The organism is Luteimonas yanweni, from assembly GCF_039548475.1.
GTDB lineage: Bacteria > Pseudomonadota > Gammaproteobacteria > Xanthomonadales > Xanthomonadaceae > Luteimonas.
Genome location: NZ_JBCLVC010000014.1, coordinates 41,214 through 67,899, shown reverse-complemented (window position 1 = coordinate 67,899; position 26,686 = coordinate 41,214). Strand labels below are relative to the sequence as shown.

29 protein-coding genes are annotated in these 26,686 nt (G+C 72.4%); all 29 read left to right on the top strand.

The window, feature by feature from the left end; all coding sequences use genetic code 11:
* The first annotated feature begins 37 nt into the window (after nt 1-37).
* Entirely contained in the window at nt 38-1,693 is a 1,656-nt protein-coding gene (gene fliF, locus WCE39_RS10450; protein ID WP_343276626.1) for a flagellar basal-body MS-ring/collar protein FliF, read from the top strand.
* Nucleotides 1,694-1,712: 19 nt separating this feature from the next.
* Entirely contained in the window at nt 1,713-2,699 is a 987-nt protein-coding gene (fliG, locus tag WCE39_RS10445) for a flagellar motor switch protein FliG (protein ID WP_343276971.1), read from the top strand.
* Nucleotides 2,700-2,715: 16 nt separating this feature from the next.
* Nucleotides 2,716-3,348 (top strand): FliH/SctL family protein, encoded by a 633-nt coding sequence (locus WCE39_RS10440; protein WP_343276625.1) that lies wholly within the window; start codon nt 2,716-2,718, stop codon nt 3,346-3,348.
* Nucleotides 3,345-4,751, top strand: coding sequence for a flagellar protein export ATPase FliI (gene fliI / locus WCE39_RS10435; protein WP_343276624.1), 1,407 nt, complete (start codon nt 3,345-3,347; stop codon nt 4,749-4,751). Before WCE39_RS10440 ends, fliI begins: the two co-directional genes overlap by 4 nt.
* Nucleotides 4,752-4,756: 5 nt before the next feature.
* Nucleotides 4,757-5,212 (top strand): flagellar export protein FliJ, encoded by a 456-nt coding sequence (gene fliJ, locus WCE39_RS10430; protein ID WP_343276623.1) that lies wholly within the window; start codon nt 4,757-4,759, stop codon nt 5,210-5,212.
* A gap of 404 nt (nt 5,213-5,616) precedes the next feature.
* The gene (locus WCE39_RS10425) at nt 5,617-6,420 is read left to right on the top strand and encodes a flagellar hook-length control protein FliK (protein ID WP_343276622.1); all 804 of its coding nucleotides are present in this window, start codon (nt 5,617-5,619) and stop codon (nt 6,418-6,420) included.
* A 190-nt stretch (nt 6,421-6,610) separates the two neighbouring features.
* Nucleotides 6,611-7,039 (top strand): flagellar basal body-associated FliL family protein, encoded by a 429-nt coding sequence (locus tag WCE39_RS10420; RefSeq protein WP_343276621.1) that lies wholly within the window; start codon nt 6,611-6,613, stop codon nt 7,037-7,039.
* Nucleotides 7,036-8,043 carry a flagellar motor switch protein FliM gene (gene fliM, locus WCE39_RS10415; RefSeq protein WP_343276620.1) on the top strand — a complete coding sequence of 336 codons (1,008 nt, stop codon included), beginning with the start codon at nt 7,036-7,038 and terminating at the stop codon, nt 8,041-8,043. The genes WCE39_RS10420 and fliM overlap by 4 nt, the downstream gene beginning before the upstream one ends.
* Entirely contained in the window at nt 8,040-8,378 is a 339-nt protein-coding gene (gene fliN, locus WCE39_RS10410) for a flagellar motor switch protein FliN (protein ID WP_343276619.1), read from the top strand. Before fliM ends, fliN begins: the two co-directional genes overlap by 4 nt.
* 86 nt (nt 8,379-8,464) lie before the next feature.
* Entirely contained in the window at nt 8,465-8,878 is a 414-nt protein-coding gene (fliO, locus tag WCE39_RS10405; RefSeq protein ID WP_452299592.1) for a flagellar biosynthetic protein FliO, read from the top strand.
* Nucleotides 8,879-8,895: 17 nt separating this feature from the next.
* Complete coding sequence (gene fliP, locus WCE39_RS10400; RefSeq protein WP_343276970.1) at nt 8,896-9,711, top strand: flagellar type III secretion system pore protein FliP; 816 nt, start codon at nt 8,896-8,898, stop codon at nt 9,709-9,711.
* Between the two features lie 10 nt (nt 9,712-9,721).
* A complete protein-coding gene (locus tag WCE39_RS10395; RefSeq protein WP_343276617.1) occupies nt 9,722-9,991 on the top strand; it encodes a flagellar biosynthetic protein FliQ in 270 nt (89 codons plus the stop codon).
* 7 nt (nt 9,992-9,998) lie between these two features.
* Nucleotides 9,999-10,787, top strand: a complete 789-nt coding sequence (fliR, locus tag WCE39_RS10390) for a flagellar biosynthetic protein FliR (protein ID WP_452299581.1) — start codon at nt 9,999-10,001, stop codon at nt 10,785-10,787.
* 7 nt (nt 10,788-10,794) lie between these two features.
* The gene (gene flhB, locus WCE39_RS10385; protein WP_343276616.1) at nt 10,795-11,952 is read left to right on the top strand and encodes a flagellar biosynthesis protein FlhB; all 1,158 of its coding nucleotides are present in this window, start codon (nt 10,795-10,797) and stop codon (nt 11,950-11,952) included.
* The gene (gene flhA, locus WCE39_RS10380) at nt 11,949-14,024 is read left to right on the top strand and encodes a flagellar biosynthesis protein FlhA (protein WP_343276615.1); all 2,076 of its coding nucleotides are present in this window, start codon (nt 11,949-11,951) and stop codon (nt 14,022-14,024) included. The genes flhB and flhA overlap by 4 nt, the downstream gene beginning before the upstream one ends.
* Before the next feature lie 95 nt (nt 14,025-14,119).
* On the top strand, nt 14,120-15,742 hold the full coding sequence (gene flhF, locus WCE39_RS10375) for a flagellar biosynthesis protein FlhF (RefSeq protein WP_343276614.1): 1,623 nt from the start codon (nt 14,120-14,122) through the stop codon (nt 15,740-15,742).
* Nucleotides 15,729-16,619, top strand: coding sequence for a MinD/ParA family protein (locus WCE39_RS10370; protein ID WP_343276613.1), 891 nt, complete (start codon nt 15,729-15,731; stop codon nt 16,617-16,619). The genes flhF and WCE39_RS10370 overlap by 14 nt, the downstream gene beginning before the upstream one ends.
* Entirely contained in the window at nt 16,616-17,386 is a 771-nt protein-coding gene (locus tag WCE39_RS10365) for an RNA polymerase sigma factor FliA (RefSeq protein WP_343276612.1), read from the top strand. Before WCE39_RS10370 ends, WCE39_RS10365 begins: the two co-directional genes overlap by 4 nt.
* Before the next feature lie 43 nt (nt 17,387-17,429).
* The gene (gene cheY, locus WCE39_RS10360) at nt 17,430-17,822 is read left to right on the top strand and encodes a chemotaxis response regulator CheY (protein ID WP_343276611.1); all 393 of its coding nucleotides are present in this window, start codon (nt 17,430-17,432) and stop codon (nt 17,820-17,822) included.
* A complete protein-coding gene (locus tag WCE39_RS10355; protein WP_343276610.1) occupies nt 17,819-18,445 on the top strand; it encodes a protein phosphatase CheZ in 627 nt (208 codons plus the stop codon). Before cheY ends, WCE39_RS10355 begins: the two co-directional genes overlap by 4 nt.
* A 5-nt stretch (nt 18,446-18,450) precedes the next feature.
* Nucleotides 18,451-20,256, top strand: a complete 1,806-nt coding sequence (locus WCE39_RS10350; RefSeq protein ID WP_343276609.1) for a chemotaxis protein CheA — start codon at nt 18,451-18,453, stop codon at nt 20,254-20,256.
* Between the two features lie 7 nt (nt 20,257-20,263).
* Nucleotides 20,264-21,004: a flagellar motor protein gene (locus WCE39_RS10345; protein ID WP_343276608.1), complete on the top strand. Its 741-nt coding sequence runs from the start codon at nt 20,264-20,266 to the stop codon at nt 21,002-21,004.
* A gap of 4 nt (nt 21,005-21,008) precedes the next feature.
* Entirely contained in the window at nt 21,009-21,926 is a 918-nt protein-coding gene (motD, locus tag WCE39_RS10340; RefSeq protein WP_343276607.1) for a flagellar motor protein MotD, read from the top strand.
* A 1-nt stretch (nt 21,927) separates the two neighbouring features.
* The gene (locus WCE39_RS10335) at nt 21,928-22,701 is read left to right on the top strand and encodes a ParA family protein (protein ID WP_343276606.1); all 774 of its coding nucleotides are present in this window, start codon (nt 21,928-21,930) and stop codon (nt 22,699-22,701) included.
* Nucleotides 22,698-23,339, top strand: a complete 642-nt coding sequence (locus tag WCE39_RS10330; RefSeq protein WP_343276605.1) for a chemotaxis protein CheW — start codon at nt 22,698-22,700, stop codon at nt 23,337-23,339. Before WCE39_RS10335 ends, WCE39_RS10330 begins: the two co-directional genes overlap by 4 nt.
* A gap of 68 nt (nt 23,340-23,407) precedes the next feature.
* A complete protein-coding gene (locus WCE39_RS10325; protein WP_343276604.1) occupies nt 23,408-23,698 on the top strand; it encodes an STAS domain-containing protein in 291 nt (96 codons plus the stop codon).
* A 43-nt stretch (nt 23,699-23,741) separates the two neighbouring features.
* Entirely contained in the window at nt 23,742-24,110 is a 369-nt protein-coding gene (locus WCE39_RS10320) for a response regulator (RefSeq protein ID WP_343276603.1), read from the top strand.
* Nucleotides 24,111-24,113: 3 nt separating this feature from the next.
* On the top strand, nt 24,114-26,111 hold the full coding sequence (locus WCE39_RS10315; RefSeq protein WP_343276602.1) for a chemotaxis protein CheA: 1,998 nt from the start codon (nt 24,114-24,116) through the stop codon (nt 26,109-26,111).
* 86 nt (nt 26,112-26,197) lie between these two features.
* Nucleotides 26,198-26,686 carry a chemotaxis protein CheW gene (locus WCE39_RS10310; RefSeq protein WP_343276601.1) on the top strand — a complete coding sequence of 163 codons (489 nt, stop codon included), beginning with the start codon at nt 26,198-26,200 and terminating at the stop codon, nt 26,684-26,686.

The window sequence follows — 26,686 nt, the reverse complement described above, 5'->3', positions numbered from 1 at the left end:
CCCTTCCCATCCACCGCTCCTCCATCCGGCAACCACCATGAGCGTCATCGCACTCCCCAAGGCCACCGCCAGCCTGCGCGACCTGGGTCGCCTCCAGGACATCCCGGCCGTGCGCCAGCTCGGCCTGCTTGCGCTTGTCGCCGCCGCGATCGCGCTGGGCCTGTGGTTGTTCTTCTGGAGCCAGAAGCCGGACTTCGTGCCGGTCCAGGCCGGCCTCGACGCCAAGTCCACGGCGGAGGCATCGGAGCTCCTGCGCGGCGCGCGGATCCCCTTCCGGCTCGACCCGGCCAGCGGCGCGCTGGCGGTGCCGCTGGACCAGGTCGGCGCCGCGCGGATGGCGCTGGCGGCCGCCGGCCTGCCGGCCAGCGAAGGCAATGGCTTCGAGTCGATCCAGGGCGACCAGGGCTTCGGCACCAGCCAGTTCATCGAAAGCGCGCGCTACCAGCACGCGCAGGAAATCGAGCTGGCGCGCACGATCTCCAACCTGCGCCCGGTGCGCGAGGCGCGCGTCCACCTCGCGCTGCCCAAGCCGAGCGCGTTCACGCGCCAGAGGGATCCGGCCAGCGCCTCGGTGGTGCTGCAGCTGCGCAGCGGCAGCACGCTCGAGCAGGGCCAGGTCAATGCGATCGTGCACCTGGTCGCGTCCAGCATCCCGGGCCTGCCGCCGGAAGGCGTCACCGTGGTCGACCAGTTCGGCCGCATGCTCTCCAACGCCGACCCGGACAGCGGCGATGCGATCGGCGCCAAGCAGTTCGAACAGCAGCGCAGGCAGGAGTCGGTCTATGTCCAGCGCATCGAAGAGCTGCTGGAGCCGATGACCGGCCCCGGCCGGGTCAGCGCCAAGGTCAGCGTGGACATGGACTTCGCACAGACCGAGGAGGCGAGTGAACGCTACGGCCCGCAGCCGGCCATGGTGCGCAGCGAGCAGCTGTCGGAAACCGGCACCCTGGGTGCCGGCGACGCCGCGATCGCCCAGGGCGTGCCCGGGGCCGCCAGCAACACGCCCGACGCCACCGCTGCGCCGGTGCCGGAAGCGGCCCCCGCCGGCCCCGGCAGCCGCAGCTCGGTGCGCAACTACGAGCTCGACCGCACCCTGACCCACACCCGCCAGGCGCCGGGCCGCATCCGTCGCGTCACCGCCGCGGTGCTGGTCGACAACGTGGCGCCGGCACCGGCCGCCAGTGCGGGCGCCGCGGACGGCGCGGCCGAGGGGCGCGCGCTCAGCGCCGACGAGATCACCCGCATCGAAACCCTGGTGCAGCAGGCGATCGGCTTCGACGCCTCCCGCGGCGACGTCGTGTCGGTGGTGAACGCGCCGTTCGCGCGCGGCGCGTTCGAGACGCCCCAGGACGCCCCGCCGCTCTGGCAGCACCCGCGCGCGCGCGAACTCGCGCGCCTGGTCTTCGGCGGCCTCGCGGTCCTGCTCCTGATCTTCACCGTGCTGCGCCCGGCCTCGCGCCAGCTGCTCGCGGGCAAGACCGTGACCGCGACGGTGCTGCCGGCCCCCGGCGTGGACGACGAGCTCCCGGTCAGCCTGTCCGCGCCCTCGCAAGCACAGGCCGCCCCTGCCGCACAGGCGCCGGCCGCGGCGATGAACCTCGACGACAAGCTGGAAATCGCGCGCAGCGCGGTCAGCACCGACGCCAAACGCGTCGCCCAGGTGGTGCGCGACATGGTGGCGTCCGATGGCTGAGCCGATCCCGGTGGACATGCTGAGCGGGGTGCAGCGCGCGGCGATCGTGCTGCTGTCGCTGGGCGAGCAGCAGGCGGCAGAAGTGCTCAAGCACATGGGCGCGAAGGACGTCCAGAAGCTCGGCGTGGCGATGACCTCGGTCGGCGGCGTGAACCGCGAGGCGGTGGCCCACGTGTTCGACGGCTTCATCGACGCACTGGCCCAGCCCGGTGGCCTGGGCAGCGGCGCCGACGACTACGTGCGCGCCGTGCTCACCCAGGCGCTCGGCGAGGACCGCGCCAGCAGCCTCATCGACCGCATCCTGCTGGGGCGCAACACCTCGGGCCTCGACACCCTGAAGTGGATGGAGCCGCGCGCCATCGCCGAGCTCGTGCGCAACGAGCACCCGCAGATCATCGCCATCGTGATGGCCCACCTGGACGGCGACCAGGCCGCCGAAGTGCTGAAGTCCCTGCCCGACCGTGTGCGGGTCGACGTGCTTCTGCGCCTCGCCACGCTCGACGGCATCCCGCCGCATGCGCTCAACGAACTCAACGACGTCATGGCGCGGCAGTTCGCCGGCAGCCAGAACATCAAGTCCTCGTCGGTCGGCGGCGTCAAGGTCGCGGCCAACATCCTGAACTTCATGGATTCCGGCCAGGACGAAGTGCTGCTCGGCGCCATCGGCGAGGTGGACGGCGAGCTGGGCACGCGCATCCGCGACCTGATGTTCGTGTTCGACAACCTGGCCGACATCGACGACCGCGCCATGCAGGCGGTGCTGCGCGAGATCTCGGGCGAGCAACTGGCGCTGGCCCTGCGCGGCGCCGAGGCGCGGGTGCGCGAGAAGATCACCGGCAACATGTCGCAGCGCGCGGCGGAGATCCTGGTCGAGGACATGGAGGCCCGCGGGCCCGTGCGCCTGGCCGAAGTCGAATCGGCGCAGAAGGAAATCCTCGTGGTCGTGCGGCGCATGGCCGAGAGCGGCGAGATCCAGCTGGCGGCGAAGGCCGAGGTGCTGGTGTGACCGCCCGGTGCGACGCATGCGCGCGCTGCTGATGGACGGCGATCCGCGCTTCGCCGCCGCCGGAGCCGTGCGCTGGAACGCACCGGGCCTGGTGACGGCACCGGCCGCACCGGCGCCAGAGCAGCTGCCGGCCCCGCCCAGCGTGGAGGACCTGCAGGCACTGGAGCGGTCCGCCCACGATGCCGGCTATGCCCGTGGCCACGCCGAGGGACTGGCCGCAGGCCAGGCCGACGTGCGGCGCATCGTCGCCCAGATCGAAGGCGTGCTCGACGGCTTCACGCGGCCCCTGGCGCGGCTGGACGAGGAGGTCGCCGAAGCGCTGGCCGACCTTGCCGTGCGCATAGCCGGCAACCTGCTCGGGCACGCCTACCGGATCGACCCGACCCTGCTCGCCGACCTGGTGCGCGAAGCCCTGGAGGCCGTCGGCAGCGACACCCGCGAGCTCGAGCTGCGCCTGCACAACGACGACTTCGGCGTGCTGGCGCCCCACCTGGCCGGCCTCGACGGCGTCCGGCTGGTGGTCGACGGCGGGCTCGGCCGCGGCGAGCTCCGCCTGCACAGCGAAAGCGTGCGCATCGACGGGACCATCGCCACCCGCATGCAATCCATGCTCGAAGCCGCCCTCGCCACCAGCGGGGCCGGCGCGTGAGCGGCGTCGCGGCCGCGCACTGGCAGGAGGCGCGCAACCTGCGCCTCGCGGCCCGCCTTGCCGCCACCGATCCGCGGCCGCCATCGCTGGGCCTCGGGCGCGAAGGCGTGCTCCGCCGCGCCGTCGGCCTGACCCTGGAAGCCTCCGGCTGCAGCGCGCCGCTGGGCTCGCGCTGCCGGGTGGAGACCGCGGGCGGCCGCTGGGTGGACACCGAGGTCGTCGGCTTCGCCGGCGACCGCACCTACCTCATGCCCACCGCCGACCTGGAGGGCCTGCTGCCGAACGCACGCGTGGTGCCATCGCGCCGGCGCGGCGAGGTCGCGGTCGGCGAGGGCCTGCTGGGCCGCGTGATCGACAGCGACGGCGTGCCGCTGGACGGGCGCGGACCGATCCGCACGGAACAATGGGTCGGCCTGGCCGGCGCCGCGATCAACCCGCTGATGCGCGAGCCGATCACGCGGTCGCTCGACGTCGGCGTGCGCGCGATCAACGCCCTGCTGCCGATCGGGCGCGGCCAGCGCATCGGCCTGTTCGCCGGATCCGGCGTCGGCAAGTCGACGCTGCTCGGGATGATGACCCGCTTCACCGCCGCCGACGTCATCGTGGTCGGCCTGATCGGCGAGCGCGGCCGCGAAGTTCGCGACTTCGTCGAGAGCACGCTCGGCGAGGAAGGCCTGCGCCGCGCGGTCGTGGTCGCGACGCCCGCCGACCGGCCGCCGCTGGCGCGCCTGCACGGCGCGCTGCGCGCAACCGCCATCGCCGAGCACTACCGCGACCAGGGCCTGCACGTGCTGCTGCTGATGGATTCGCTGACCCGCTTCGCCCACGCGCAGCGCGAGATCGGCCTGTCGGTGGGCGAGCCGCCGACCACGCGGGGCTACCCGCCTTCGGTGTTCGCCAAGCTGCCGCAGCTGGTCGAGCGCGCCGGCAACGGCGCCGACGGCCGCGGCTCGATCACCGCTTTCTACACCGTGCTCACCGAGGGCGATGACCAGCAGGAGCCGATCGCCGACGCCGCGCGCGCCATCCTCGATGGCCACATCGTGCTCACCCGGCGCATCGCCGATGCCGGCCAGTACCCCGCGATCGACGTCGAGGTCTCGGTGAGCCGGGTGATGCAGGACATCACCGACCCGGCCTGGCGCGAACGCATCCGCCGGCTGAAGCGGCTGATGGCCGCGCACTCCGCGCAGCGCGACCTGATCGCGATCGGCGCGTACCAGCGCGGCAGCGACCCCGTGGTCGACGAAGCGGTCGCGCGCTGGCCGGCCATCCAGGCGTTCCTCGGCCAGGACGTCAGCGAAGCCTCCGACGTAGCCGCAAGCCGGGCCGCGCTGGCCGAGCTGCTCGATCCCGCTCCCGCCTCCGCCCCCGCGGCGGCCCCGCCCCCCCAGGAGAGTTGACCCCGATGCGCTCGCAACGTCTGGATCCGCTGTTGCGGATCATGCAGCAGCGCCAGGACTCGGTCGCGAGAGACGTCGCCGACCGCGACCGCGCGCTTGGCGAACAGGAAGAGCGGCTTGAAGCGCTGCGCCGCTATGCCGAGGAATATGCCGCCGCGCCCGCGTCCAGCTCCATCTCACCCGCGCTGTTGGTCAACCGGCTGGCATTCCGCGAGCGCCTCAACGCGGCGGTGGTGCAGCAGGCGGGGATCGTCGACCAGAGCCGCCAGCTGAGCGACGTCGAACGCGCACGGCTGATGCTCGCCAGTCGCGAGACCAAGGTGCTCGAACAGCTCGGCGACAGCTACCGCGCCCAGGAGTCCAGGGTCGCCGAACAGCGCGACCAGCGCGAGATGGACGACCTGGGCGGCCGTCGCGCACGTGCCACGGCGCTCGCGGCGGGCGACGGATCGAACCCGTGACGCCAGCGGCGACCGCGGCCACGCCCGGACTGGCCCCGGCGCCTGCGCAGCGGGCCGGCAGCGGCCGCGACGCAGGCCCTGGCCACGGGATCGACGGCCACGCTGCGGCCGCGGCGGATGCTCGCGCGGGGACGCGGCGGATCGCCGGCGACGCGATCGACGCCGGACCCGGCGAGCGGCCGTTCGCGGAATTCCTCGAGGCACCCGCGCGGTCGCCGCCATCCGCAACCGCGCCGCCGGACACGCCGGACGCGCCGGATATGGCGACGTCCACAATGACGCCTGCACCCGCCGACCTGCTCCTGCTGATGCACGGGCCATGGCGCGCCGGGCCAGCGCCCGCCGCAGGCCCGGCTGGCGAGCCGGCCGCGACGCCCGCCCGTCCGTCCGGGTCCGGAGCTCCCATGGTTGCGCCGGGCGCCGGTCCCACGGCCGCGATCGCGACGCTGGCGTCGGCATCCGCCACGGGCAGCGCGGAGCCGGGCGCAGCGGCCGCGCCCGCCCCCGCATTCGCCGCAGGCCTGCCCACGACGGACACGGCCGAAGCCCTGCCCGCAAGCAGCCAGGCAGTCGCCCATGGCGCGCCGCAGTCATCGCGCGCGCCGCCCGCGGGCACGGCGGCCGCGCTTGCCATGACAGCCGTGGCGCCTGGATCGCCAGCGACGTCCACGGTGACCGCGCCCGAGATCGTCCAGGATCTCGCCGGCACCATCGCGGACCCACTGGGCATCGCCACGTCCGGAACGACGACGCAGCCGGTGGCCCAGCGCGTGCAGGTCGTTCCCCTGCCGCCCCTGCCCATGCCCGCCGACCCGCAAACCGGCTTCGACGACGGATTCGGCAGCCGAATCGCGTGGGTCGCCGGACAGCAGCTCGGCCACGCCGAGATCCGCCTCAATCCCGAGCACGTCGGCCCCATCGATGTCCGCGTACGGATGGAAGGCGACCAGGTGCACACCGAATTCCACAGCGCCCACGCCGACGTGCGCCAGGCCATCGAGGCGAGCCTGCCGCGCCTGCGCGAGCTGCTCGGCCAGCACGGCTTCCATCTCGGACAGGCCGATGTCGGCCAGCGGGATCCGGGGCAGCAGCCACGCACCCGCGCCGCCGCCCCCGGGCATGACGAAGCCGGGACCGCGCCGGCGGCGCCGGCAGCCACCGCCGCCCTGCCGCGACGGTCCCACGGGCTCCTCGACGCCTACGCCTGACCGCCGCGCGCGCGCGTCAATCCACCGGCGCCGCCACGCGCGGCCGGATGTCAAAACGCCGTCGCAGCCACGGCACGCCCCTTGCATCGGTCCGGCATCCATCGCCGGAGTGACGTTCGTGCCAGCCCCCGCCCCCGCAGTCCAGCCCCTTGCTCCCGCCAAGCCCGGGCGCCGCCGCACGCCCCGCCTCGTGGCCCTTGCCCTGGGCGTCGCGCTCGCCTTCGGCGGCGGCGCCTGGTGGTGGTGGCAGGCCGGCCAGGCCACCGCCGCCGACATGGAGGCTTCGCCGGCCGCCCGGCTGCCCGCGCAGTACGTCGCGCTTGAGCCCTCGTTCGTGGTCAACCTCGCCGACACCGACGCCACCCGGTACCTCCAGGCCGACGTGCAGCTGGTGGCCCGGGACCAGGCCACGCTGGACGCGCTGGGCGCGCACCTGCCCTCGATCCGCAACCGCCTGTTGCTGCTTTTCGGCCAGCAGCAGGCGAGCCGGCTGGCGCGGCGCACGGGCAAGGAGCGCCTCCAGCACGCCGCCCGCGAAGAGGTCCGCGACCTGCTCCGGTCCGAAGGCGCGCCGGACGAGGTCGAAGCGGTGATCTTCACCAGCCTGGTCACCCAGTGATGGGCGCCGACCTCCTGTCCCAGGACGAGATCGACGCGCTGCTGCACGGCGTCGACAGCGGCGTGGTCGAGACCGAGCCGCCGCCGGCGCCGGGCGAGGCGCGCAGCTACGACTTCGCCAGCCAGGACCGCATCGTCCGCGGCAAGCTGCCGACGCTGGAGATGATCAACGAGCGCTTCGCGCGCACGCTGCGCATCGGCCTGTTCAACCTGATGCGCCGCTCGGCCGACCTGTCGGTGCGCGGCATCGACCTGGTCCGCTTCGGCGAATACATGCATTCGCTGCAGGTACCGACCAACCTCAACCTGGTGAAGATGAAGCCGCTGCGTGGCACGGCCATCGTCACCTTCGAGCCGCGGCTCGTGTTCACCGTGGTCGACAACTTCTTCGGCGGCAACGGCCGCTACCACACCCGGATCGAGGGCCGCGAGTTCACGCCCACCGAAATGCGGGTGATCCAGCTGCTGCTGAAGCAGACCTTCGCCGACCTGGTCGACGCCTGGGCGCCGGTGATGCCGGTGGAATTCGAGTACCTGAATTCCGAGGTCAATCCGCACTTCGCCAACATCATCAGCCCGCGCGAATACATCGTGGTCAGCCGCTTCAACATCGAGCTGGAGGGCGGCGGGGGCGAGCTGCACGTGGCCATCCCGTACGCGATGCTGGAACCGATCCGCGAGCAGCTCGACGCCGGCGTGCAGAGCGACCGCATCGAGAAGGACGAAGGCTGGTCGCGTGCCATGCGCACGCAGCTGCAGGATGCCGAGGTCGAGCTCAGCTCGGCGATCGCCAACCGGCAGATCAGCCTGCGCGAACTGTCGCGGCTGCGCGTGGGCGACGTGATCCCGATCGAGCTGGCACACAACGTGCAGCTCCAGGTCGAGCAGATGCCGTTGTTCAGCGGCGAATTCGGCATCCACAACGGCCGCAACGCCATCAAGGTCACGCAGGTGCACGCCGCGCGGACCCTCCCCACCCTCGACTCCCTGACGAAGACGCCATGACCAACCCCGATGCCGCCGCGCCCCTCGCCGCCTTCGATCCGCTCACCGCCGAGGCCGCGGCCGGCGCCAGCGCCGACCTCAACCTCGACGTGATCCTGGACGTCGCCGTATCGCTCTCGCTGGAGGTCGGGCGCACCCGCATCCCGATCCGCAACCTGCTGCAGCTCAACCAGGGTTCGGTGGTGGAGCTGGAGCGCGGCGCGGGCGAACCGCTCGATGTCTACGTCAACGGCACGCTGATCGCGCAGGGCGAGGTGGTGGTGGTCAACGACCGCTTCGGCGTGCGCCTGACCGACGTCGTCAGCCCCGCCGAGCGGATCAAGAGGCTGCGATGAACGCGCTCCTGCTGCCCGTGGCCGCGCAGCTGTCGCCGGCGTCCGTCGCCGCGGCGGCGGCGCAGGCGGACCGGGCCGACGCCGGCATGGCCGGGGCGGTCGCCGCCCCCGTCCCCGTGCCCGCCACCATCACCACCGCCAGCGCGCCGGTGCAGCCGCAGCATTCGCCGGCCTCTCCCGGCAACCTTGGCGGCGCGGTGTTCGCGCTGGTGCTGGTCGTGGGCCTGATCCTGCTGCTCTCGTGGCTGGCCAGGCGCATGCCCGGCCTCGGTGGGCGCGGCGCGAATCCGGCGCTGCGCATCGTCGGCTCCCTGTCGCTCGGCCCGCGCGACCGCCTGGTCGTGGTGGAAATAGGGGCGACGCAGCTGCTGCTCGGCGTCGGCGCCGGCGGCACGCGCACCCTGCACACCCTCGACCAGCCCCTGCCCACCCTCGCCGCCAAGCCGGCGCCGGCCTTCGCGCAGGTCCTCGCACAGCATTTCGGAAAGAAGACGCCATGAGCCTGCTGCACAACGTCATGCGCGCCGTCACCGGCGGCCGCGCGGCCGGCTGGATCCTTTGCGCGTGCCTGGCCCTGGCCCCGGCGCTGTTGCCGTCCGCGGCGTTCGCCCAGGCCGCGACGCCGACGCCGGCGGCCACGGCCGCCGCCGATCCGGGGCATCCCCTGCCCGCGGTCGACGTCGGCACGATCGGCGGCCAGCCGGTGAGCATGCCGCTGCAGGTACTGGCGCTGATGACCGGCATCACGCTGCTGCCCGCGGCACTGCTCGGGCTGACCGCCTTCACCCGCATCATCATCGTGCTGGGCCTGCTCCGGCAGGCGCTCGGCACCGGCCAGACGCCGGGCAACCAGGTGCTGCTGGCGCTGGCGCTGTTCCTCACCGCGATGGTGATGATGCCGGTCTTTGACCAGGCCTGGGCCAATGGCATCGCGCCCTACCTCGACGATTCGCTGGACTTCCGCTCCGCCTGGGCCGCGGCCTCGGAGCCGTTCCGGGGCTTCATGCTGGCGCAGGTGCGCGAGACCGACCTGATGACCTTCGCCGGCCTCTCGCAGACCGGTCCGTACGCCACGCCGCAGGACGTCCCGTTCGGCGTGCTGGCCGCCTCGTTCCTCACCAGCGAACTGAAGACCGCGTTCGAGATCGCGTTCCTGGTCTACATCCCGTTCGTGATCATCGACCTGGTGGTGGCGAGCGTGCTGATGTCGATGGGCATGATGATGCTGTCGCCGATGCTGGTCTCGGCGCCGTTCAAGATCCTGCTGTTCGTGCTGGTCGACGGCTGGGTGCTCATCGTCGGCTCGCTGGCCGCCAGCTTCAATCCGGTCTGAGGCCGCCACGATGACGCCTGAAGTCGCACTCGGCGAAATTTCCCGCGGCCTGCAGATGGCATTGACCCTGGGCGGCCCGCCGCTGGTCGCGGTGCTGGTGGTCGGCGTGGCCGTCGGCGTGCTCCAGGCCGCGACCCAGATCAACGAGCCGACGATCGCGTTCGTGTTCAAGGCGGCCAGCCTGGTCGTGGTGCTTGCCACCACCGGGCACTTCCTGCTCGGGCGCATGGTGGGATTCACCACCGACCTGTTCCACCGCATCCCGCACCTGATCGGCTGAGCCGCGGGTGGAGACCGTCTCGCTCGCGACCATGGCCGGCGTCGACCTGTTCGGCATGCTGGCCACGGTGCTCTGGTACGCGCTGCGCATCGGCGCGGCGCTGCAGGTGCTGCCGGTGATCGGCGGCCGGGGCATCCCGGCGCGGGCGCGGCTGATCATGACCCTGGCGCTGTCGGCGGCGCTGTCGACCGTGCTGCCCGCGCCGCCGCCGATGGGCGTGGACGCGGCCACCGCGCTCGGCGTGCTGCGCGAGTTCACCGTGGGCGTCGCCATCGGCCTGATGCTGCGGATGGCCTTCGAGGCCGGGCAGCTGGCCGGCGAGCTGGTCAGCCAGGGCATGGGCCTGTCGTTCGCGACGATGGCCGATCCGCTCAGCGGCGCGTCGTCGCCGGTGCTGTCGCAATGGTTCTACCTTGCGTTCGCGCTGCTGTTCTTCACCATCGACGGCCATCTCGCACTGGTCGGCCTGCTTGCCGACAGCTACGACGGCCTGCCGATCGGTGCGGCGCTGCCCGACATCCAGGCCCTGCTGGCGGCGGTCCCGGCCTTCTTCGGCGCCTGCCTCCGCGCCGGCGCGCTGCTCGCGCTGCCGGTGATGATGGCGCTGCTGGCGGTCAACATCGCGTTCGGCGTGCTCGCGCGCGCGGCGGCGCAGCTCAACCCGATGGCGATCGGCCTGCCGGTCTCGCTGCTGGTGGGCCTCGCGCTGCTGATGCTGCTCATGCGCGAGCTCGAGTCGCCGGTGCGGCAGCTGTTCGAAGACGCGTTCGCCACCGCGCGCGCGCTCACCGGCTGACGCGGCCATGGGCGAGGAGAGCCAGAAGGAGGACCGCACCGAGCAACCCAGCGAAAAACGGCTGCGCGAAGCCCGCGAGCGTGGCCAGGTACCGCGCTCGCGCGAGCTCGCCAACGTCGCCGTGCTCGGCTGCGCGGTGCTGGCGCTGAAGGCGACCAGCGGCAGCGTGGGCGCCGCGTCGCGGAACTGGCTGCGCGACGCACTCACCATCGACCCCGCGCTGCTCGGTGCCCCGGACCGCCTGCTGCCACATGCCGGCGCGCTGCTGGCGGGGCTGATGCTGCCGCTGCTGCCCCTGGTCCTGGCGGCCCTGGCGGCCTGTGCGCTGGCGCCGATGGCGATGGGCGGGATCCGCTTCGCCAGCAAGGCCCTGCAACCCGACTTCAAGCGGCTGGACCCGATGAAGGGCCTGGCACGCCTGTACGGCAGCGAGAGCCTGGCCGAACTGCTGCGCTCGCTGCTGCGCGTGGCGCTGATCGGCGGCATCGGCGGCTGGGTCGTGTGGCGCGCGTTCTCCACCCTGCTCACGATGCCACAGGCGTCGCTGGAAGCGTCGGTCGCCGGCGGCGTGGACCTTGCCCTGACCGCGCTGCTTGCGATGGTCGGCGCGCTGGGCCTGCTGGCGGCCATGGACGTGCCCTGGCAGCACTACCAGCACCGCAGCAAGCTGAAGATGACCAAGCAGGAGGTGCGAGACGAGGCCAAGGAAGCCGAGGGCAATCCGGAAGTGAAGGCGCGCGTGCGCCAGGTGGCACGGCAGATGTCGCAGCGCCGGATGATGGATGCGGTGCCGGGCGCGGACGTCGTGGTCATGAACCCGACCCACTACGCCGTGGCGATGAAATACCAGCCCGGCATGCACGCGCCCACCGTGGTCGCGAAGGGCGTCGACGAGATGGCGCTGGCGATCCGCGCACTGGCCGAGAAGCACCGGGTGGCGATCGTCGAGGCACCGCCGCTGGCACGCGCCTTGTATAGACAGGCGCAGGTCGACCAGGAAATCCCGGTGAAACTCTACGCCGCCGTCGCGCAAGTGCTGTCCTACGTGTACCAGCTCCGGGCCTGGGTGCCCGGGCGCGCGCCCATGCCGTCCCTGGCCGAAGTCGATGTCGGCGCCGATGGCGCACCCGACCCGGTCGAGGGCGACGGAAGCCCGGCGCGATGAGCGCACGCCCCGGTCGCGGCGCCGGGATCCTGACCAGCCTGCGCAGCGGCGCCGCGGCGCCGGTGATCGTGTTCGCCATGCTGGCGATGGTGATCGTGCCGCTGGCGCCGATCGTCCTGGATGCGCTGTTCACCATCAACATCGCGCTGTCGCTGGTGGTGATGCTGGCGGTGGTCTACGTCCGCCGGCCGCTCGAGTTCTCGATCTTCCCCAGCGTGCTGCTGATGGTCACGCTGCTGCGCCTGGCGTTGAACGTCGCGTCCACCCGCGTGGTGCTGCTGCACGGCCATCAGGGCGAGGCGGCCGCGGGCCACGTCATCGAATCCTTCGGCCGGTTCGTGATCGGCGGCAGCTACGCCGTCGGCATCGTGGTGTTCGCGATCCTGACCATCGTCAACTTCATCGTCGTCACCAAGGGCGCGGGCCGGATTTCCGAGGTGTCGGCGCGCTTCATCCTCGACGCCCTGCCCGGCAAGCAGATGGCGATCGACGCCGACCTCAACGCCGGCCTCCTGACCCGCGAGGATGCGAAGGCCCGGCGCCAGGAAGTGCGCGAGGAAGCCGACTTCTACGGTTCGATGGATGGCGCCAGCAAGTTCGTCCGCGGCGACGCCATCGCCGGGATCCTGATCCTGGTGATCAACCTGGTCGGCGGCGTCCTGATCGGCATGCTGTCCCACGGCATGGCCTTCGCCGACGCGGCGCAGACCTACACGACGCTCGCGATCGGCGACGGCCTGGTGGCGCAGCTGCCGGCGCTGCTGATCGCGGTGGCCACCGCGATGCTCGTCACCCGCTCCACCGGCGAGCAGGAAATGGGCGAAACGGTATCGAAGCAGGTCTTCGGCCACCAGCGCGCGCTGACCGTGGCCGCCCTGCTCATGGGCCTGATCGGCATCATCCCCGGCATGCCCAACCTGCCCTTCCTGGCGCTGGCGGCGATCCTCGGCTGGGCGGCGTGGAAGCTGCGCGGTGGCACGGCGGCCGATGATGCCGCGGCGGACGCGGGCCGTCCCGGGGCCGAGGCGGCGGCATCGCCCATGGCCGAACTCAGCTGGGACGAGATCCGTCCGGTCGACCCCCTCGCGCTGGAGGTGGGCTACCGCCTGATCGCGCTCGTCGACCAGGCGCAGGGCGGGCAGCTGCTCGCACGGCTGAAGGGGGTGCGCCGCAAGCTCACCCAGGACCTGGGCTTCCTCATCCCGGCCGTGCACGTGCGCGACAACCTCGAACTCGCGCCCGGCCAGTACCGCCTGCTGGTGCACGGCGTTCCGGTCGCCACCGGCGAACTGGTGCCCGACCGCGAGCTGGCGCTGGATCCCGGCCGCGTGTTCGGACCGCTGGACGGCATCCCGGGGAAGGACCCGGCGTTCGGCCTGGACGCGGTATGGATCGTCCCCGCACAGCGTGCACACGCCGAGTCGCTCGGCTACACCGTGGTCGACGCCGCCACGGTCGCGGCCACCCATCTGTCGCACATCGTGCGCGAAAGCGCGTCCGAACTCCTGGGCCACGACGAGGTCCAGCACCTGCTGGCCACGCTCGGGCGCAGCGTGCCCAAGCTGGTCGAGGACCTGGTGCCCAAGCTGCTTCCGCTGTCGGTGGTGGTCAAGGTGCTGCAGTCGCTGCTCGCCGACCGGGTGCCGGTGCGGCAAATGCGGCAGATCGTCGAGACCCTGCTGGAACATGGCGCGCACACGCAGGATCCCGCAGCGCTCACGGCGGCGGTTCGCGTAGCGCTGGGCCGCTTCATCGTGCAGGAGCTCAACGGCATGGCGCCCGAGCTGCCGGTGTACACGCTGGCCCCGGCGCTCGAGCGCGTACTGCAGGATTCGGTCAGCGGCCATGGCGCCGCGCTGGAACCGGGCCTGGCCGAACGCCTGCACCAGAACCTGGGCGACTGCGTCACCCGCCAGGAAAGCAACGGCGAGCCCGCGGTGCTGCTGGTTCCCGGCGGCGTGCGCGCATCGGTGGCGCGGCTGGTCCGCCACAGCGTGCCTTCGCTCTCCGTGCTCGCCTACGGCGAAGTGCCGGAAGACAAGCGCCTGCGCCTGGTGGGCGCGGTCGGCTGACGGACTGTTGACGGCGGCAGGCCCGGGCGCAGGCCCGGCTCTTGCAGGGACTGTGGCAGGCCACTTCCCAACGTATTCCGAACCGGGCTCACGACATGCGAATCAAGCGCTTCACCGCCCCCGACATGCGCACCGCGTTGCGCATGATCCGCGACGAACAGGGTCCCGACGCGGTCATCCTGTCCACCCGCGCCAGCGCCGACGGCCCCGGCATCGAGGTGGTCGCCGCGACCGACTACGACGAGGCGCTGGTGGCGCAGGCCCTGCGCGCCGCGGCGCCGACGATCGAGGATCCCGCACCCCCGACGCAGCCTGCGCCGGTGGTGGTGCCGGCCCTGCACGTACACGCACGCGACGTTGCCGACGCGTCCGCAGCCCAGGCAGCGGTGGCCGGCGACGACGCGACGCCGGCGCAGCGGGAAACCCTGATGGCGCGCGCACGCGCGGTCTTCAGGATCGGCGACGGGCCGACGCTGGCCGAGCTGGTCGCGACCCCGCCGCCCGCGGCAACTGCGGCTACTGCGGCAACTGCGGCAACTGCGTCACCTGCGGCGCCGGCCGCCCCGGCCGAGGCGGCCAGCAGCCGCTTCGACGCGATGATGGCCGCGCTCGACGCGCCTCCGCTGGCCGCGCGAAACACCCCCGCGGCCGCCGCCGGGGATGCGGCGGACTTCGTTCCCGACCCCCCCGCCATCCTTGTCCGGGCCAGCGCCACGCCCGCACCCGCCACGGCGCCCACCGCGCCCACCGCGCCCATGGCAGCTTCCGCGGCACCCCTCCGTGCCCTGGGTCCGGTCGCCACGCCCGAGGCCGATCCCGCGATCGCGGCGATGCGCGACGAGATGGCGCGCATGCGGCACATGATGGAGGCGCAGATGGAGCAGCTGTCGCTGGAGCGCCTGCGCGGCTCGCCGGCACGCGCCGCGGTGCTGGATGCGCTGGTCGGCTGCGGCTGCGAGGAATCCCTGGCCCAGGCCGTCGCCGCCCGCATCGACCCCCGGCTGGCGGCGGATGAAGTACAGGCGCCGATGCTGGCCGAACTGGCGCGCATGGTCACGATCGTCCGCGGCGAGCCGCTGGACGACGGTGGCGTCATCGCGCTGGTGGGCCCCACCGGCGCGGGCAAGACCACTACGGCGGCCAAGCTCGCGGCCCGGTTCGCCGCCCGCCACCGCGCGCGCGACGTCGCCCTGGTGACCACCGACTGCGAGCGGGCGGGCGCCCGCGAACAGCTGCAGGCGCACGGTCGCCGCCTCGGCATCACCGTGTGCGAAGCCGCGGGCCCCGAAGGGCTGCATGCCGCGCTCGAACAGCTGGCGGACTACCCGCTGGTGCTGGTCGACACCACCGGCCACGCGCCGCGCGACCGCGCGCTGTTCAGCCAGATCCTGTGGCTCAGGGCGGCGCGCAGGGTGCGCAGCCTGCTGGTGCTGCCGGCAAACGCGCATCCGCACGACCTCGGCGAGGTCATACGCCGCTATCGCCCGGCCGCGCCGGAAGGCGTGGTCCTGACCAAGCTCGACGAAGCCAGCCGTCCCGGCTCGGCGCTCTCGGTCCTGGTCCGCCACGGCCTGGGGCTCGCCTACACCACCCATGGCCAGCAGGTGGCGGCGGACATCGACGCCGCCGACGCCGGCCTCCTCGTCCAGTCACTGGAGAAATCCCGCCGTGCTGCCGATAACCCCCTCGCCACCGAGGACCGCCATGCAATCGCCTGACCCCACTCCTTCCGTTTCCACCGCCGACCGGCCGCACGCCGGCGGGCCCGTGCGGGTGATCGCGGTCGCCAGCGGCAAGGGGGGCGTGGGCAAGACCTCGGTCTCGATCAACCTCGCCTCGGCCCTGGCCAACTCCGGCCAGCGCACCCTGCTGCTGGACACCGACCTGGGCCTGGCCAACATCGACGTGATGCTGGGCCTGTCGCCGCGCTTCACGCTGGCGGACGTGTTCGCCGACCGCTGCGAACTGCGCGACACGGTGATCGACGTCGGCAACGGGCTGATGGTGGTCCCCGCCGCGTCCGGCAAGCGCCACATGACCGAGCTGGAGCCGCGGCAGCACGTCGGACTGGTGCACGCGTTCTCGCAGCTCGACCTCGCGCTGGACGTGATGGTGGTGGACAACGCCGCCGGCATCGCCGATGGCGTGCTCACCTTCTGCCAGGCGGCGCAGGACGTCATCGTCGTCGTCTGCGACGAGCCGGCCTCGGTCACCGACGCCTATGCGCTGATCAAGGTCCTCAGCCGCGAGCGCGGGGTGAGCCGCGTGCAGGTGCTTGCCAACCAGGTGCAGGGCCCCGGCGAGGGCGCGCAGCTGTTCGACAAGCTGCAGCGCGTCAGCGAGCGCTTCCTCGACGTCACCCTCAACTACCTCGGCGCGATCCCCCGCGACGAGTGGCTGCGCCGGGCCGTCCAGCGCCAGCAAGCGGTGGTCAACGCGTTTCCGTCGGCGCCGTCCGCCGTCGCCTTCCGGGACATCACCCGCCGTTCCCGCCAGTGGCAGTCACCCCCCGGCGCGCGCGGCCACGTGGAGTTCTTCCTCGAACGCCTGGTCGCCCCGGCCGTCGACGCCGTCGCGCGGGGAACCACGGCATGAATGCCGTCGCCACCGCGCGCTACCGCGCCAACCAGCACGGGTCGGCCGCGGATGTGGTGGAGAAGCACGGCGAGCTCGTGCGGCGCATCGCCCACCACCTGGCCGCGCGCCTGCCGGCGAGCGTCGAGATCGACGACCTGATCCAGGCCGGGATGCTGGGGCTCATTGACGCATCGCGCAATTTCCAGTCCGACCAGGGCGCGGCGTTCGAGACCTATGCCTCGATCCGGATCCGGGGCTCGATGATCGACGAGATCCGCCGCGGCGATTGGGTCCCGCGTTCGGTGCACCGGCGCTATCGCGACATCGTCGCCGCGACCCGCGGCGTCGAGCAGCGCACCGGACAGTCCGCCACCGCGCAGCAGGTGGCGGCCGAGATGGACGTGCCGCTGGACGAGTACCACGCCATGGTCGAGAACGCCGCGCGCGGACAGCTGGTGAGCCTGGACGCGCACATGGACGAGCACGACGGCGAACCCCGCCTGGCCAGTCCCGGCACCGCCACCCCCGCGCGCACCTTCGAGCAGGGCGCGTTCCGCGACGCACTGGCGCGCGCCATCGACGGCCTGCCCGAGCGCGAGCGCCTGGTGGTGTCGCTGTACTACGAACAGGAGCTCAACCTGCGCGAGATCGGCGCCGTGCTTGGCGTGAGCGAATCCCGCGTCTGCCAGATCCACGGCCAGGCCGCGGTGCGGCTGCGCGCACGCCTGTCGGACTGGCGTCGCGAGGATGACGACGGCGACGACGCCGACGACTACCTGCCCTGAGCGCGCACGGCGCGCTTCCACACACGCAAACCACGAGGTCCGCATGGACAAGAACATCCGAATCCTGATCGTCGACGATTTCTCGACCATGCGCCGCATCGTCAAGAACCTGCTCAACGACCTGGGCTTCTTCAACACCGTGGAAGCCGACGACGGCACCACGGCGCTGGTCGAGCTGCGCAAGGGGCCGTTCGACCTGGTGATCACCGACTGGAACATGCCCGGCATGCCCGGCATCGACCTGCTGCGTGCGATCCGCGCGGATGCCACGCTGGCGAGGACGCCGGTGCTGATGGTCACCGCCGAGGCCAAGCGCGAGCAGATCATCGAGGCCGCGCAGGCCGGCGTGAACGGCTACGTGATCAAGCCGTTCACCGCCGCCACCCTGGGCGACAAGCTTGGCAAGGTGTTCGAGCGCCTGGAAACCACGGCATGAACGCGGCGCCCGCCGACGCGTGCCCGTACGCCACCGCGCCCGACGAACGCAGCGTGCTGGTCGGCTGCCTCAACGCGGCGCTGGCCGCGCTCGAGGACGAGGACGACGACGCCTGGCGCAGCAACGTCGACGAGCTCATCCAGTGGCGCACCCGGCCCCTGGTACAGGGGCTGGTCCGGCTTGCCCGGGAACTGGAGCTCGCGCTGGGGACCGGTGCCGGCGGCGGCTCGCTGCCCGAGGCCTGCCTGCGCCTGGAGCACGTGGTCAAGGTCAGCGAAGAAGCCAGCCACCACACCCTCGACCTGATCCAGGAATGCGGCACCCTGCTCGGCCGGCTCCCGGGCGGCGACGCCGACGCCCTGGCCGGCACCGTGGCCGCGATCCGCACCCGCCTGTCGGAAATGACGGCGGCCCAGGGCTACCAGGACCTCACCGGGCAGATCATCCGCCGCGTGGTCGACCTGGTGCGCGCGGTCCACGAAGGCATGGGTGAGCATGCGCCCGGGGGCGACCGCCCGCTGCAGCTCTCGAACCATGGCCAGGGACCGTCGGTCCAGGGCCTCGACGCACCCGCCACGAGCCAGGACGACGCCAACCGCCTGCTGACGTCGCTGGGCCTGTAGCCCACATGGCGTCCGCCGCTTCCGACATCCGCAACGACTTCCTGGTCGAGGTCGGCGAGATCCTCGACCAGCTGGGCGCCCAGATGGCCACGCTGGAGCGCTGCCCCGCCGATCGCGAGTGCTTGAACGCCGTGTTCCGCGGCTTCCACACCATCAAGGGCGGTGCCGGCTTCCTCGGCTTCGCCACCCTGGTGTCGGTGTGCCATGCCGTCGAGGACCGCCTCAACGCGGCGCGCGACGGCAGTGCGCCGCTGGATGCGACGGCGTTCGACGGCGTCCAGATGGGCATCGACCTGCTGGTGGACATGCTCGACTGCATCTCGGGCGGCGCGGAGCCCGATCCCGCCCCGGACACCCTGCTGGCCACGCTGCGCGCCACCGGCGATGGCGGACCCGCGTCGCCGCAAGGGCCCGCGCCGCAGCCCGCGGCGACGGCACCCGCCGCCGCCGGCGACGCCATCGACGACCTCGACTTCGAAGCCCTGCTGGACAGCCTGCACGGCGCCGGCGGCGCTCCCGGCCAGGTGCCGGCGCAGGCACCCGCGCCACCGGCGGGCGTCACGGCGCCGCCGCCACGACCCACCGCGCTGGCCCCCGTCGCGCCGTCCCAGGACGCCATCGACGTCACCGTGCGCGTGGACGTGCGCCGCCTCGATGCCATGGTCAACCTGGTGGGCGAGCTCGTGCTCGCGCGCAACCGCCTGAAGACGATCCGGCCGAGGCTGCGCGACGATGACCTCGACCGCGCGGTGGCATCGCTGGACGTCGCCACTTCGCGCCTCCAGGGCGCGGTGATGACCGCGCGCATGCAGCCGGTGGGCCGCGTGTTCGCGCGCTTCCCGAAGCTCGCCCGCGACGTCGCCCGTCAGCTGCGCAAACAGGTGCAGCTGGAGGTTTCCGGCGCCGACACCGAGCTCGACCGCAACCTGGTGGAGGCGCTCGCCGATCCGCTGGTGCACCTGGTGCGCAACGCCATCGACCACGGGATCGAGTCGCCCGCGGCGCGGCGGAGCGCCGGCAAGCCCGAGCAGGGCCGGGTCCGCCTCAGCGCGCAGCAGGAGGGCGACCACGTCGCCATCGACGTGCGCGACGACGGCGCCGGCATCGATCCCGACAGGATCCGCCGCATCGCCGTGGAGAAGCGCCTCGTCGACGAGGACGTCGCCGCGCGCCTGTCCAGCGACGAATGCCTGCAGCTGCTGTTCCTGCCCGGGTTCTCCACCCGCGACGAGGTCAGCGACCTGTCCGGACGCGGCGTGGGCATGGACGTGGTGCAGTCACGCATCCGCGAGCTCTCGGGCACCGTGCAGATCCACTCCGAGCCGGGCGCCGGCTCGCGGTTCGCGATCCGCGTCCCGCTGACGCTCGCGATCCTGCCGACGCTGCTGGTCGAGGTGGCGGGCGATGTCTATGCGCTGCCGCTGGTGCGCGTGGTGGAGGTGCTGCCGCACGATCCGCGCAAGGCGCTCTGGATCGATGGCCAGCACGTGCTCGACCTGCGCCAGCAGCCGGTGCCGCTGCTGGGCCTGCGCGACTGGCTCGGGATGCCGGCGTCATCCTCGCCGGAGTCGACCTGCGTGGTGCTGCAGTCCGGCGAGCAGCGCTACTGCCTGGCCGTGGACCGGGTGCTCGGGCGCGAGGAAGTGGTGATCAAGGCGCTCCCCCGCACCCTGCGCGGCCTGCCCGGCTATGCCGGCGCGAGCCTGATCGGCGACGGCCGGATGGCGCTCATCCTGGATGTCGACGCGCTGCCTGGCACCGGCCTGCGCATGCCGGCGCATCGTTCAAGTAACCGTGGCACGGACCGTTAAACAGGCAATGGACAGACTCAGTGTGATCGGTGCCGTGCTCGCGATCGTCGCCTTGATCGGCGGCAGCGTGCTCAAGGGCGCAGGCCTCGCCGGCCTGTGGTCGCCGGCCGCGTTCCTGATCGTGATCGTGGGCACGTTCGCCGCGATCCTGCTGCAGACGTCGATGCCGACGTTCATCCGCGCGATGAAAATGACCGCGTGGGTCTTCAAGCCACCGGCGCACGACCATGCCGCGATGATCGCGCAGATCGTCGACTGGTCCACCACCGCGCGCAAGCAGGGCCTGCTCGGCCTCGAGGCGCAGGTGGCCGAGCAGTCCGATCCCTTCCTGGGCAAGGGCCTGCAGATGGTGGTCGACGGCGTCGAGCCGGAGTCGATCCGGCAGATGCTCGAGATCGAGCTGCACGGACAGAGCGCGCGCGACCTGGCCGCCGCCAAGGTGTTCGAAGGCATGGGCATCTATGCACCCACGCTCGGCATCATCGGCGCGGTGCTGGGGCTGATGGCGGTCATGAAGAACCTTGCCGACCCGAGCAAGCTCGGCCACGGCATCGCCGCCGCGTTCACCGCCACCATCTACGGGATCGGCGCGGCCAACCTCGCGCTGCTGCCGATCGGCAACAAGCTCAAGACCCTGGTGAACGCGCGCACGCTCGAGCGCGAGATGATCGTGGAGGGCCTGATCGCGATCGCCCAGGGCGAGAATCCGCGCAACATCGAGGCCCGCCTCAGCGGCTACGTGCACTGACGCCATGCCACGCCGCCACCAGCAGGAAGACCACCAGAACCACGAGGCCTGGGCCGTGCCCTACGGCGACCTCATGACCCTCCTGCTCGCCTTCTTCGTGGTGATGTACGCGATCTCGTCGATCAACGAGGGCAAGTACCGCGCGGTATCGGATGCGCTGTCGTCGGCCTTCGGCGGCACGCCGCGTTCGATCACCCCGCTCCAGCTGGGCACGACGCAGCTGCGCGGGTCCTCCTTCGACCGTCCCTCGCTGATCGCGCCCGGCGCGAGCTCCGGCCCCGCGGCCGCCACGCCGGTCGACATCGTGCGCGTGCAGCGGCCGGTGGATGCGCTGTCCGGCGGCCAGCGGGAGCAGGCCGCACGGGAGCAGGCGGAGCTGGCCAGGGCGGCGGCGAACGCGCGGATGGGCGGCGAGTCCCAGCTCAGCAGCCTGGGCCGCCGGATCCAGGACGCGCTGGCCGAACTGGTGCGCCAGAAACTGGTGACCGTGCGCCGCGGCAACACGTTCCTGGAGGTCGAGATCCAGAGCGACATCCTGTTTGCCAGCGGCGTCGCCGTGCCCAGCCCGGTCGCCACCGCGACCGCGCGCAAGCTCGGCGCGGTGCTGCGCGACGAACCGAACGCGGTGCGCGTGGAAGGCTATACCGACGACGTCCCGATCCGCACCGCGGCCTTCCCGTCCAACTGGGAGCTGTCGGCCGCGCGCGCCGCCGGCGTGGTCCACGTGCTCGCGGCCGAAGGCATCGCACCCGACCGCCTGGCGGTGGTGGGTTACGGCGAGCACCAGCCGGTGGCCGACAACGCCACCGTCGAAGGGCGGAACGCCAATCGCCGGGTGTTGCTGGTGATCCTGGCCGCGCCGCAGCGCGTGGACGCGATCCTCGACCCCGCCCCGGCCGCGCCCGACCCGGAGGTGGGCTGACATGCAGGTATGGGCGATCGCGAACCAGAAGGGCGGCGTCGGCAAGACCACCACCACGCTGTGCCTGGCGCGTGGGCTGGCCGCCGACGGCGGCCGCGTGCTGGTCGTCGACCTCGATCCCCACGCGTCCCTGACCCGCGCTTTCGCGGTGCAGGGCGATCCGCCGCCGACGGGCACCCACGACCTTTTCGTCGGCTCGGGCGCCAGCCTGGCCGCGCTGGCGCGTCGCACCGACGTGCCGGGCCTGCAGCTGGTCGCCGCGCAGCCGGCGCTGGCCACGCTGGAGCGCCGCGGCTCCAGCCAGCCGGGCCTGGGCCTGGCGCTTGGCCGGGCCCTGCACGCCGGCCACGCCTCGTACGACCACGTGCTGCTGGATTGCCCGCCGACCCTCGGCCTGCTGATGGTCAACGCCCTGGCCGCCGCGGACCGCCTGGTCGTGCCCACCCAGACCGATCCGCTGGCGCTGCACGGCCTGGCGGACATGCTGCGCACGGCGACGATGGTGGAGCGCTCGCGGCGCAGGCCGCTGCCACAGCACGTGCTGCCCACCCTGTTCGACCGGCGCACGCGGTCGGGCGTGCAGAGTCTGGAACAGCTCCACGCCCAGTACCCCGACCAGGCCTGGCCAGACGCGGTGCCGATGGACACCCGCCTGCGCGATGCCCACGCCCTTGCCAGCGAAGCGGGCTGCACCGGACGCGGCGCGGAGGCCTACGCACGCGCGCTCGAGTGGCTGCTGGCCCAGGGCAAGGCCCGGCAGAGGAAGGCCGCGTGAGCCCGGAAGCCGCCAACGACGTGATCGATTACCTCGACGAGCTGCTGGACCCGGGGGCCGACCCCGCCCTCCCCGCATGCGCGGCGCCTGTAGCGGTACCCGTACCGGCGCCCGTCCCCGCACCGGCGCCGGTCGCGCCGCCCGCTCCCGCGCCGGCCCCGGCACGGCGCCCGCCGCCCGCGCTGCAGGCGCCCGTCCAGGCCCCGCCCCCGCCCCGGGTGCAGGTCCAGGTCGCCTCGCGCTGGTTGCGCGTGCTGGTCGGCACCGACAGCTATGCGCTTGAACTGCTGCGCGTGCAGGAAGTCGTCCGCGTCGCGCCGGTGGTGGCGATGCGCGGCACGGCGCCGGCCGTCCTGGGAGTGATGAACCTGCGCGGCCGCATCGTGCCGGTCTTCGACCTCGGGCTGTGGCTGCGCACGGGCTGCGTCGATGCCGGCGAGCAGGCCCGGATCGTGGTCGTCGAGCGCGACGACGAACTGGTCGGACTGCTGGTGAGCGCCGTGGAAGACGTGGTGACCCTGGGCCCCGACCGCATCGAGCCGCCCCTGCCCGGCGATCCGCTGTGCGCGGTGCTTGGTGTCGCCCGCGTGGGCACGGCGCCCACCGTCCTGTTCGACGCCTACGCCCTCTACGGCTGAGCGCGGCCCCTCAAGTCGCGGCGGGAGGCGCCGTTAATCCTCCTGACCGCATAGACGTGGCCCTGCCCATGACCCATCTCTCGCTGCAAACCGACCTCGGTATCGAGCACGTCGCCGAGTTGCAGGCGGCGCTGCAGCCGCACCTCGACGCGCCGGCGCTGCGGCTGGACGGCGGGAGCGTCGAGCGCGTGCACGCCGCCGGGCTTCAGCTGCTGCACGCATTCGTCCGCGACCGCGCCGCGCGCGGCCACCAGACCACCATCACCGGGGCGTCGCCGACGCTCGCCGGCGCCGCGCGCCAGCTCGCGCTCGACCGCAGCCTCGGCCTGGACCCGGCCGACGCGGGGCCGGCCCGATGACCATTCCTTCCTTCCACCCGACTGGACACACTGGAGTTACGGCATGAGCGCCAAGCACCTGCTCGTCGTCGACGATTCGACATCGATGCGACAGATGGTCGCCTTCGCCCTGACCTCGGGCGGCTACGAGGTCAGCGAGGCCGAAGACGGGCAGGCGGCGCTGGACATCGCCCGCACGCGGAGCTTCGATGCCGTCATCACCGACGTCAACATGCCGCGGATGGACGGCATCGCCCTGATCCGCGAGCTGCGCCAGCTGCCGGGTTACCGGTTCACGCCGCTGCTGATGCTCACCACCGAGTCCGGCGGCGACAAGAAGATGGAGGGCAAGGCCGCCGGCGCCACCGGATGGCTGGTCAAGCCGTTCGATCCCGAGCAGCTGGTCGCCACCGTGCGCAAGGTCCTGGCCTGACCCATGGACATCAGCCGCTTCCATGCCGCGTTCTTCGAAGAAAGCCGCGAAGGGCTCGATGCCATGGAGGCCGGGCTGCTGTCACTGGAGGCCGGCGGCGGCGCGGCCGACGCGGAGACGATCAACGTCGTCTTCCGCGCGGCGCACTCGATCAAGGGTGGCGCGGCGACCTTCGGGTTTTCGAGCATCACCGACCTGACCCACCTGCTGGAAACCCTGCTTGACGAGGCCCGTGCCGGGCGCCGGACCCTCGACCCCGGGTCGATCGGTGCGCTGCTGGTATCGGTGGACGTGCTGCGCGCGCTGCTGGCGGCCTGCGAGCACGGCAGCGCGATCGACGCAGGCGAACTGGCCGAGGCGCGCGCGGGCCTGGACGCCCTGCTCGGCGATGGCGTCGCGGCCGTTCCCGCCGGCCCCGCGCCGGACGCCGCCGGCACCACCGCCACCGGCGACTGGCGCATCGGCTTCACGCCGGCGCCCTCGCTGTTCCTCAGCGGCAACGATCCGCTGCGGATCCTGCGCGAACTCGCCAGCCATGGCGAGCTCGGCGTCGAGTGCATCGACGAACGCCTGCCGCCCTTCGACCGGATGGACCCCTTCGAGGCCTACCTGGCGTGGACGCTGACCCTGCCGGGCAGCGTGCCGCGCGGCGCGATCGACGAGGCCTTCGCATGGGTCGAGGACGCGTGCGAACTGCAGATCGAATCCACGCCGCCACCGGCCTCCGCCACCGCGGACGCGCCTGCGGCCGCCGGCCAGCACGCGGCCACGACCCCGGCCCGGGCCCAGGCCGCCGGCCGCCGCGGCGGCGATGCCGAAAGCTCCATCCGCGTGGCCGTCGCCAAGGTCGATGCCCTGATCAACCTCGTCGGCGAGCTGGTGATCACACAGGCGATGCTGCGCCAGCGCTCCGCGCACCTCGACCCGGTCGCCAGCGAAGCGCTGCTGTCGGGCCTGGAGCAGCTCGAGCGCAATACCCGCGACCTGCAGGAGTCGGTCATGGGCGTGCGCATGCTGCCGGTGGAATTCGCCTTCAGCCGGTTTCCGCGCATGGTCCGCGACCTCGCCACCCGGCTCGGCAAGAAAGTGCACCTGCGCACGCAGGGCGAGGCGACCGAGCTCGACAAGGGCGTGATCGAGAAGATCGTCGACCCGCTGGTGCACCTGGTCCGCAACGCCATCGACCACGGCCTCGAATCGCCGGCCGACCGGCGCGCGGCGGGCAAGGACGAAGCCGGCACCGTGATCCTGAGCGCCGCCCACCAGGGTGCCACCATCGTCATCGAGATCGCCGACGATGGCCGCGGCCTCGATCGCGACCGCATCCTGCGCAAGGCCGCCGAACGCGGCATCGCCACGCCGGGCCACCCGACCGATGCCCAGGTCTGGGACCTGGTGTTCGCGCCGGGGTTCTCGACCGTGGAAACGCTCACCGACCTGTCGGGCCGCGGCGTCGGCATGGACGTGGTCAAGAAGAACATCGCCGCGCTCGGTGGCCAGGTCGAGATCCGCAGCCGGCCCGGCGAGGGCACCACGGTGTCGATCCGCCTGCCGCTGACCATGGCGATCGTCGACGGCATGACGGTCGCGGTCGGCGGGGAGGTCTTCATCGTGCCCCTGGGCGTGGTCGTGGAGTCCCTGCTGCCCAGGGCCGCCGACGTGCGGACGATCGCGGGCGAGGCACGTGTGCTGCGCGTGCGCGACGAATACCTGCCGCTCCTCGACCTCGCCGGCCAGTACGGCCTGCCCGCCACCACCCGTGGCGCGGACGACCCTGCGCCAGCCAGGATCGCGGTGGTGGTGGAGGCCGACGGCCGCCGCCTGGCACTGGAGGTCGACGAACTGCTCGGCCAGCAGCAGGTCGTGGTCAAGAACCTGGAAAGCAACTACCGCCGCGTCGCCGGCGTGTCGGGCGCCACCATCCTCGGCGATGGACGCGTGGCGCTGATCGTCGACGCGGGCAGCCTCGCGCGGGGCACCCCGCAGCCCGCGACCACCTGAGGCCGGGGCGCGCGGCCGGGCCGCCCGGCTAAAGAATCCGCGGCCCGCGCCGATCCAGATGCATGCCCCCGAGAGTAGAGCAGACCATGTCCCAGCCCAACGCCACCGCGAACGCCGCGCAGGACGCCGGCGAATTCCTCACTTTCACTCTGGGCGAGGAGGAGTACGGCGTCGACATCCTGCGCGTGCAGGAAATCCGCAGCTACGACGCCGTGACCCGCCTGCCCGACGCGCCCGACTACATCAAGGGCGTGATCAACCTGCGCGGGATCATCGTGCCGGTGGTCGACATGCGGCTGAAGTTCCGACTCGCCAGTGCCGAGTACAACGCGCTCACGGTGATGATCGTGCTGAGCGTCGGCGGCCGCGTCATCGGCATGGTCGTGGACAGCGTGTCCGACGTGGTGCGCCTGGCCGGTGAACAGGTGCGCGCGGTGCCGGAGATCGGCGCCACCATCGACCGCCAGTTCCTGACCGGCATCGGCATCCTCGACGAGCGCATGCTGATCCTGCTCGATATCGAACGCCTGATGGTCAGCCAGGACATGGGCCTGGTGGCGGCCGCGGCCGCCTGA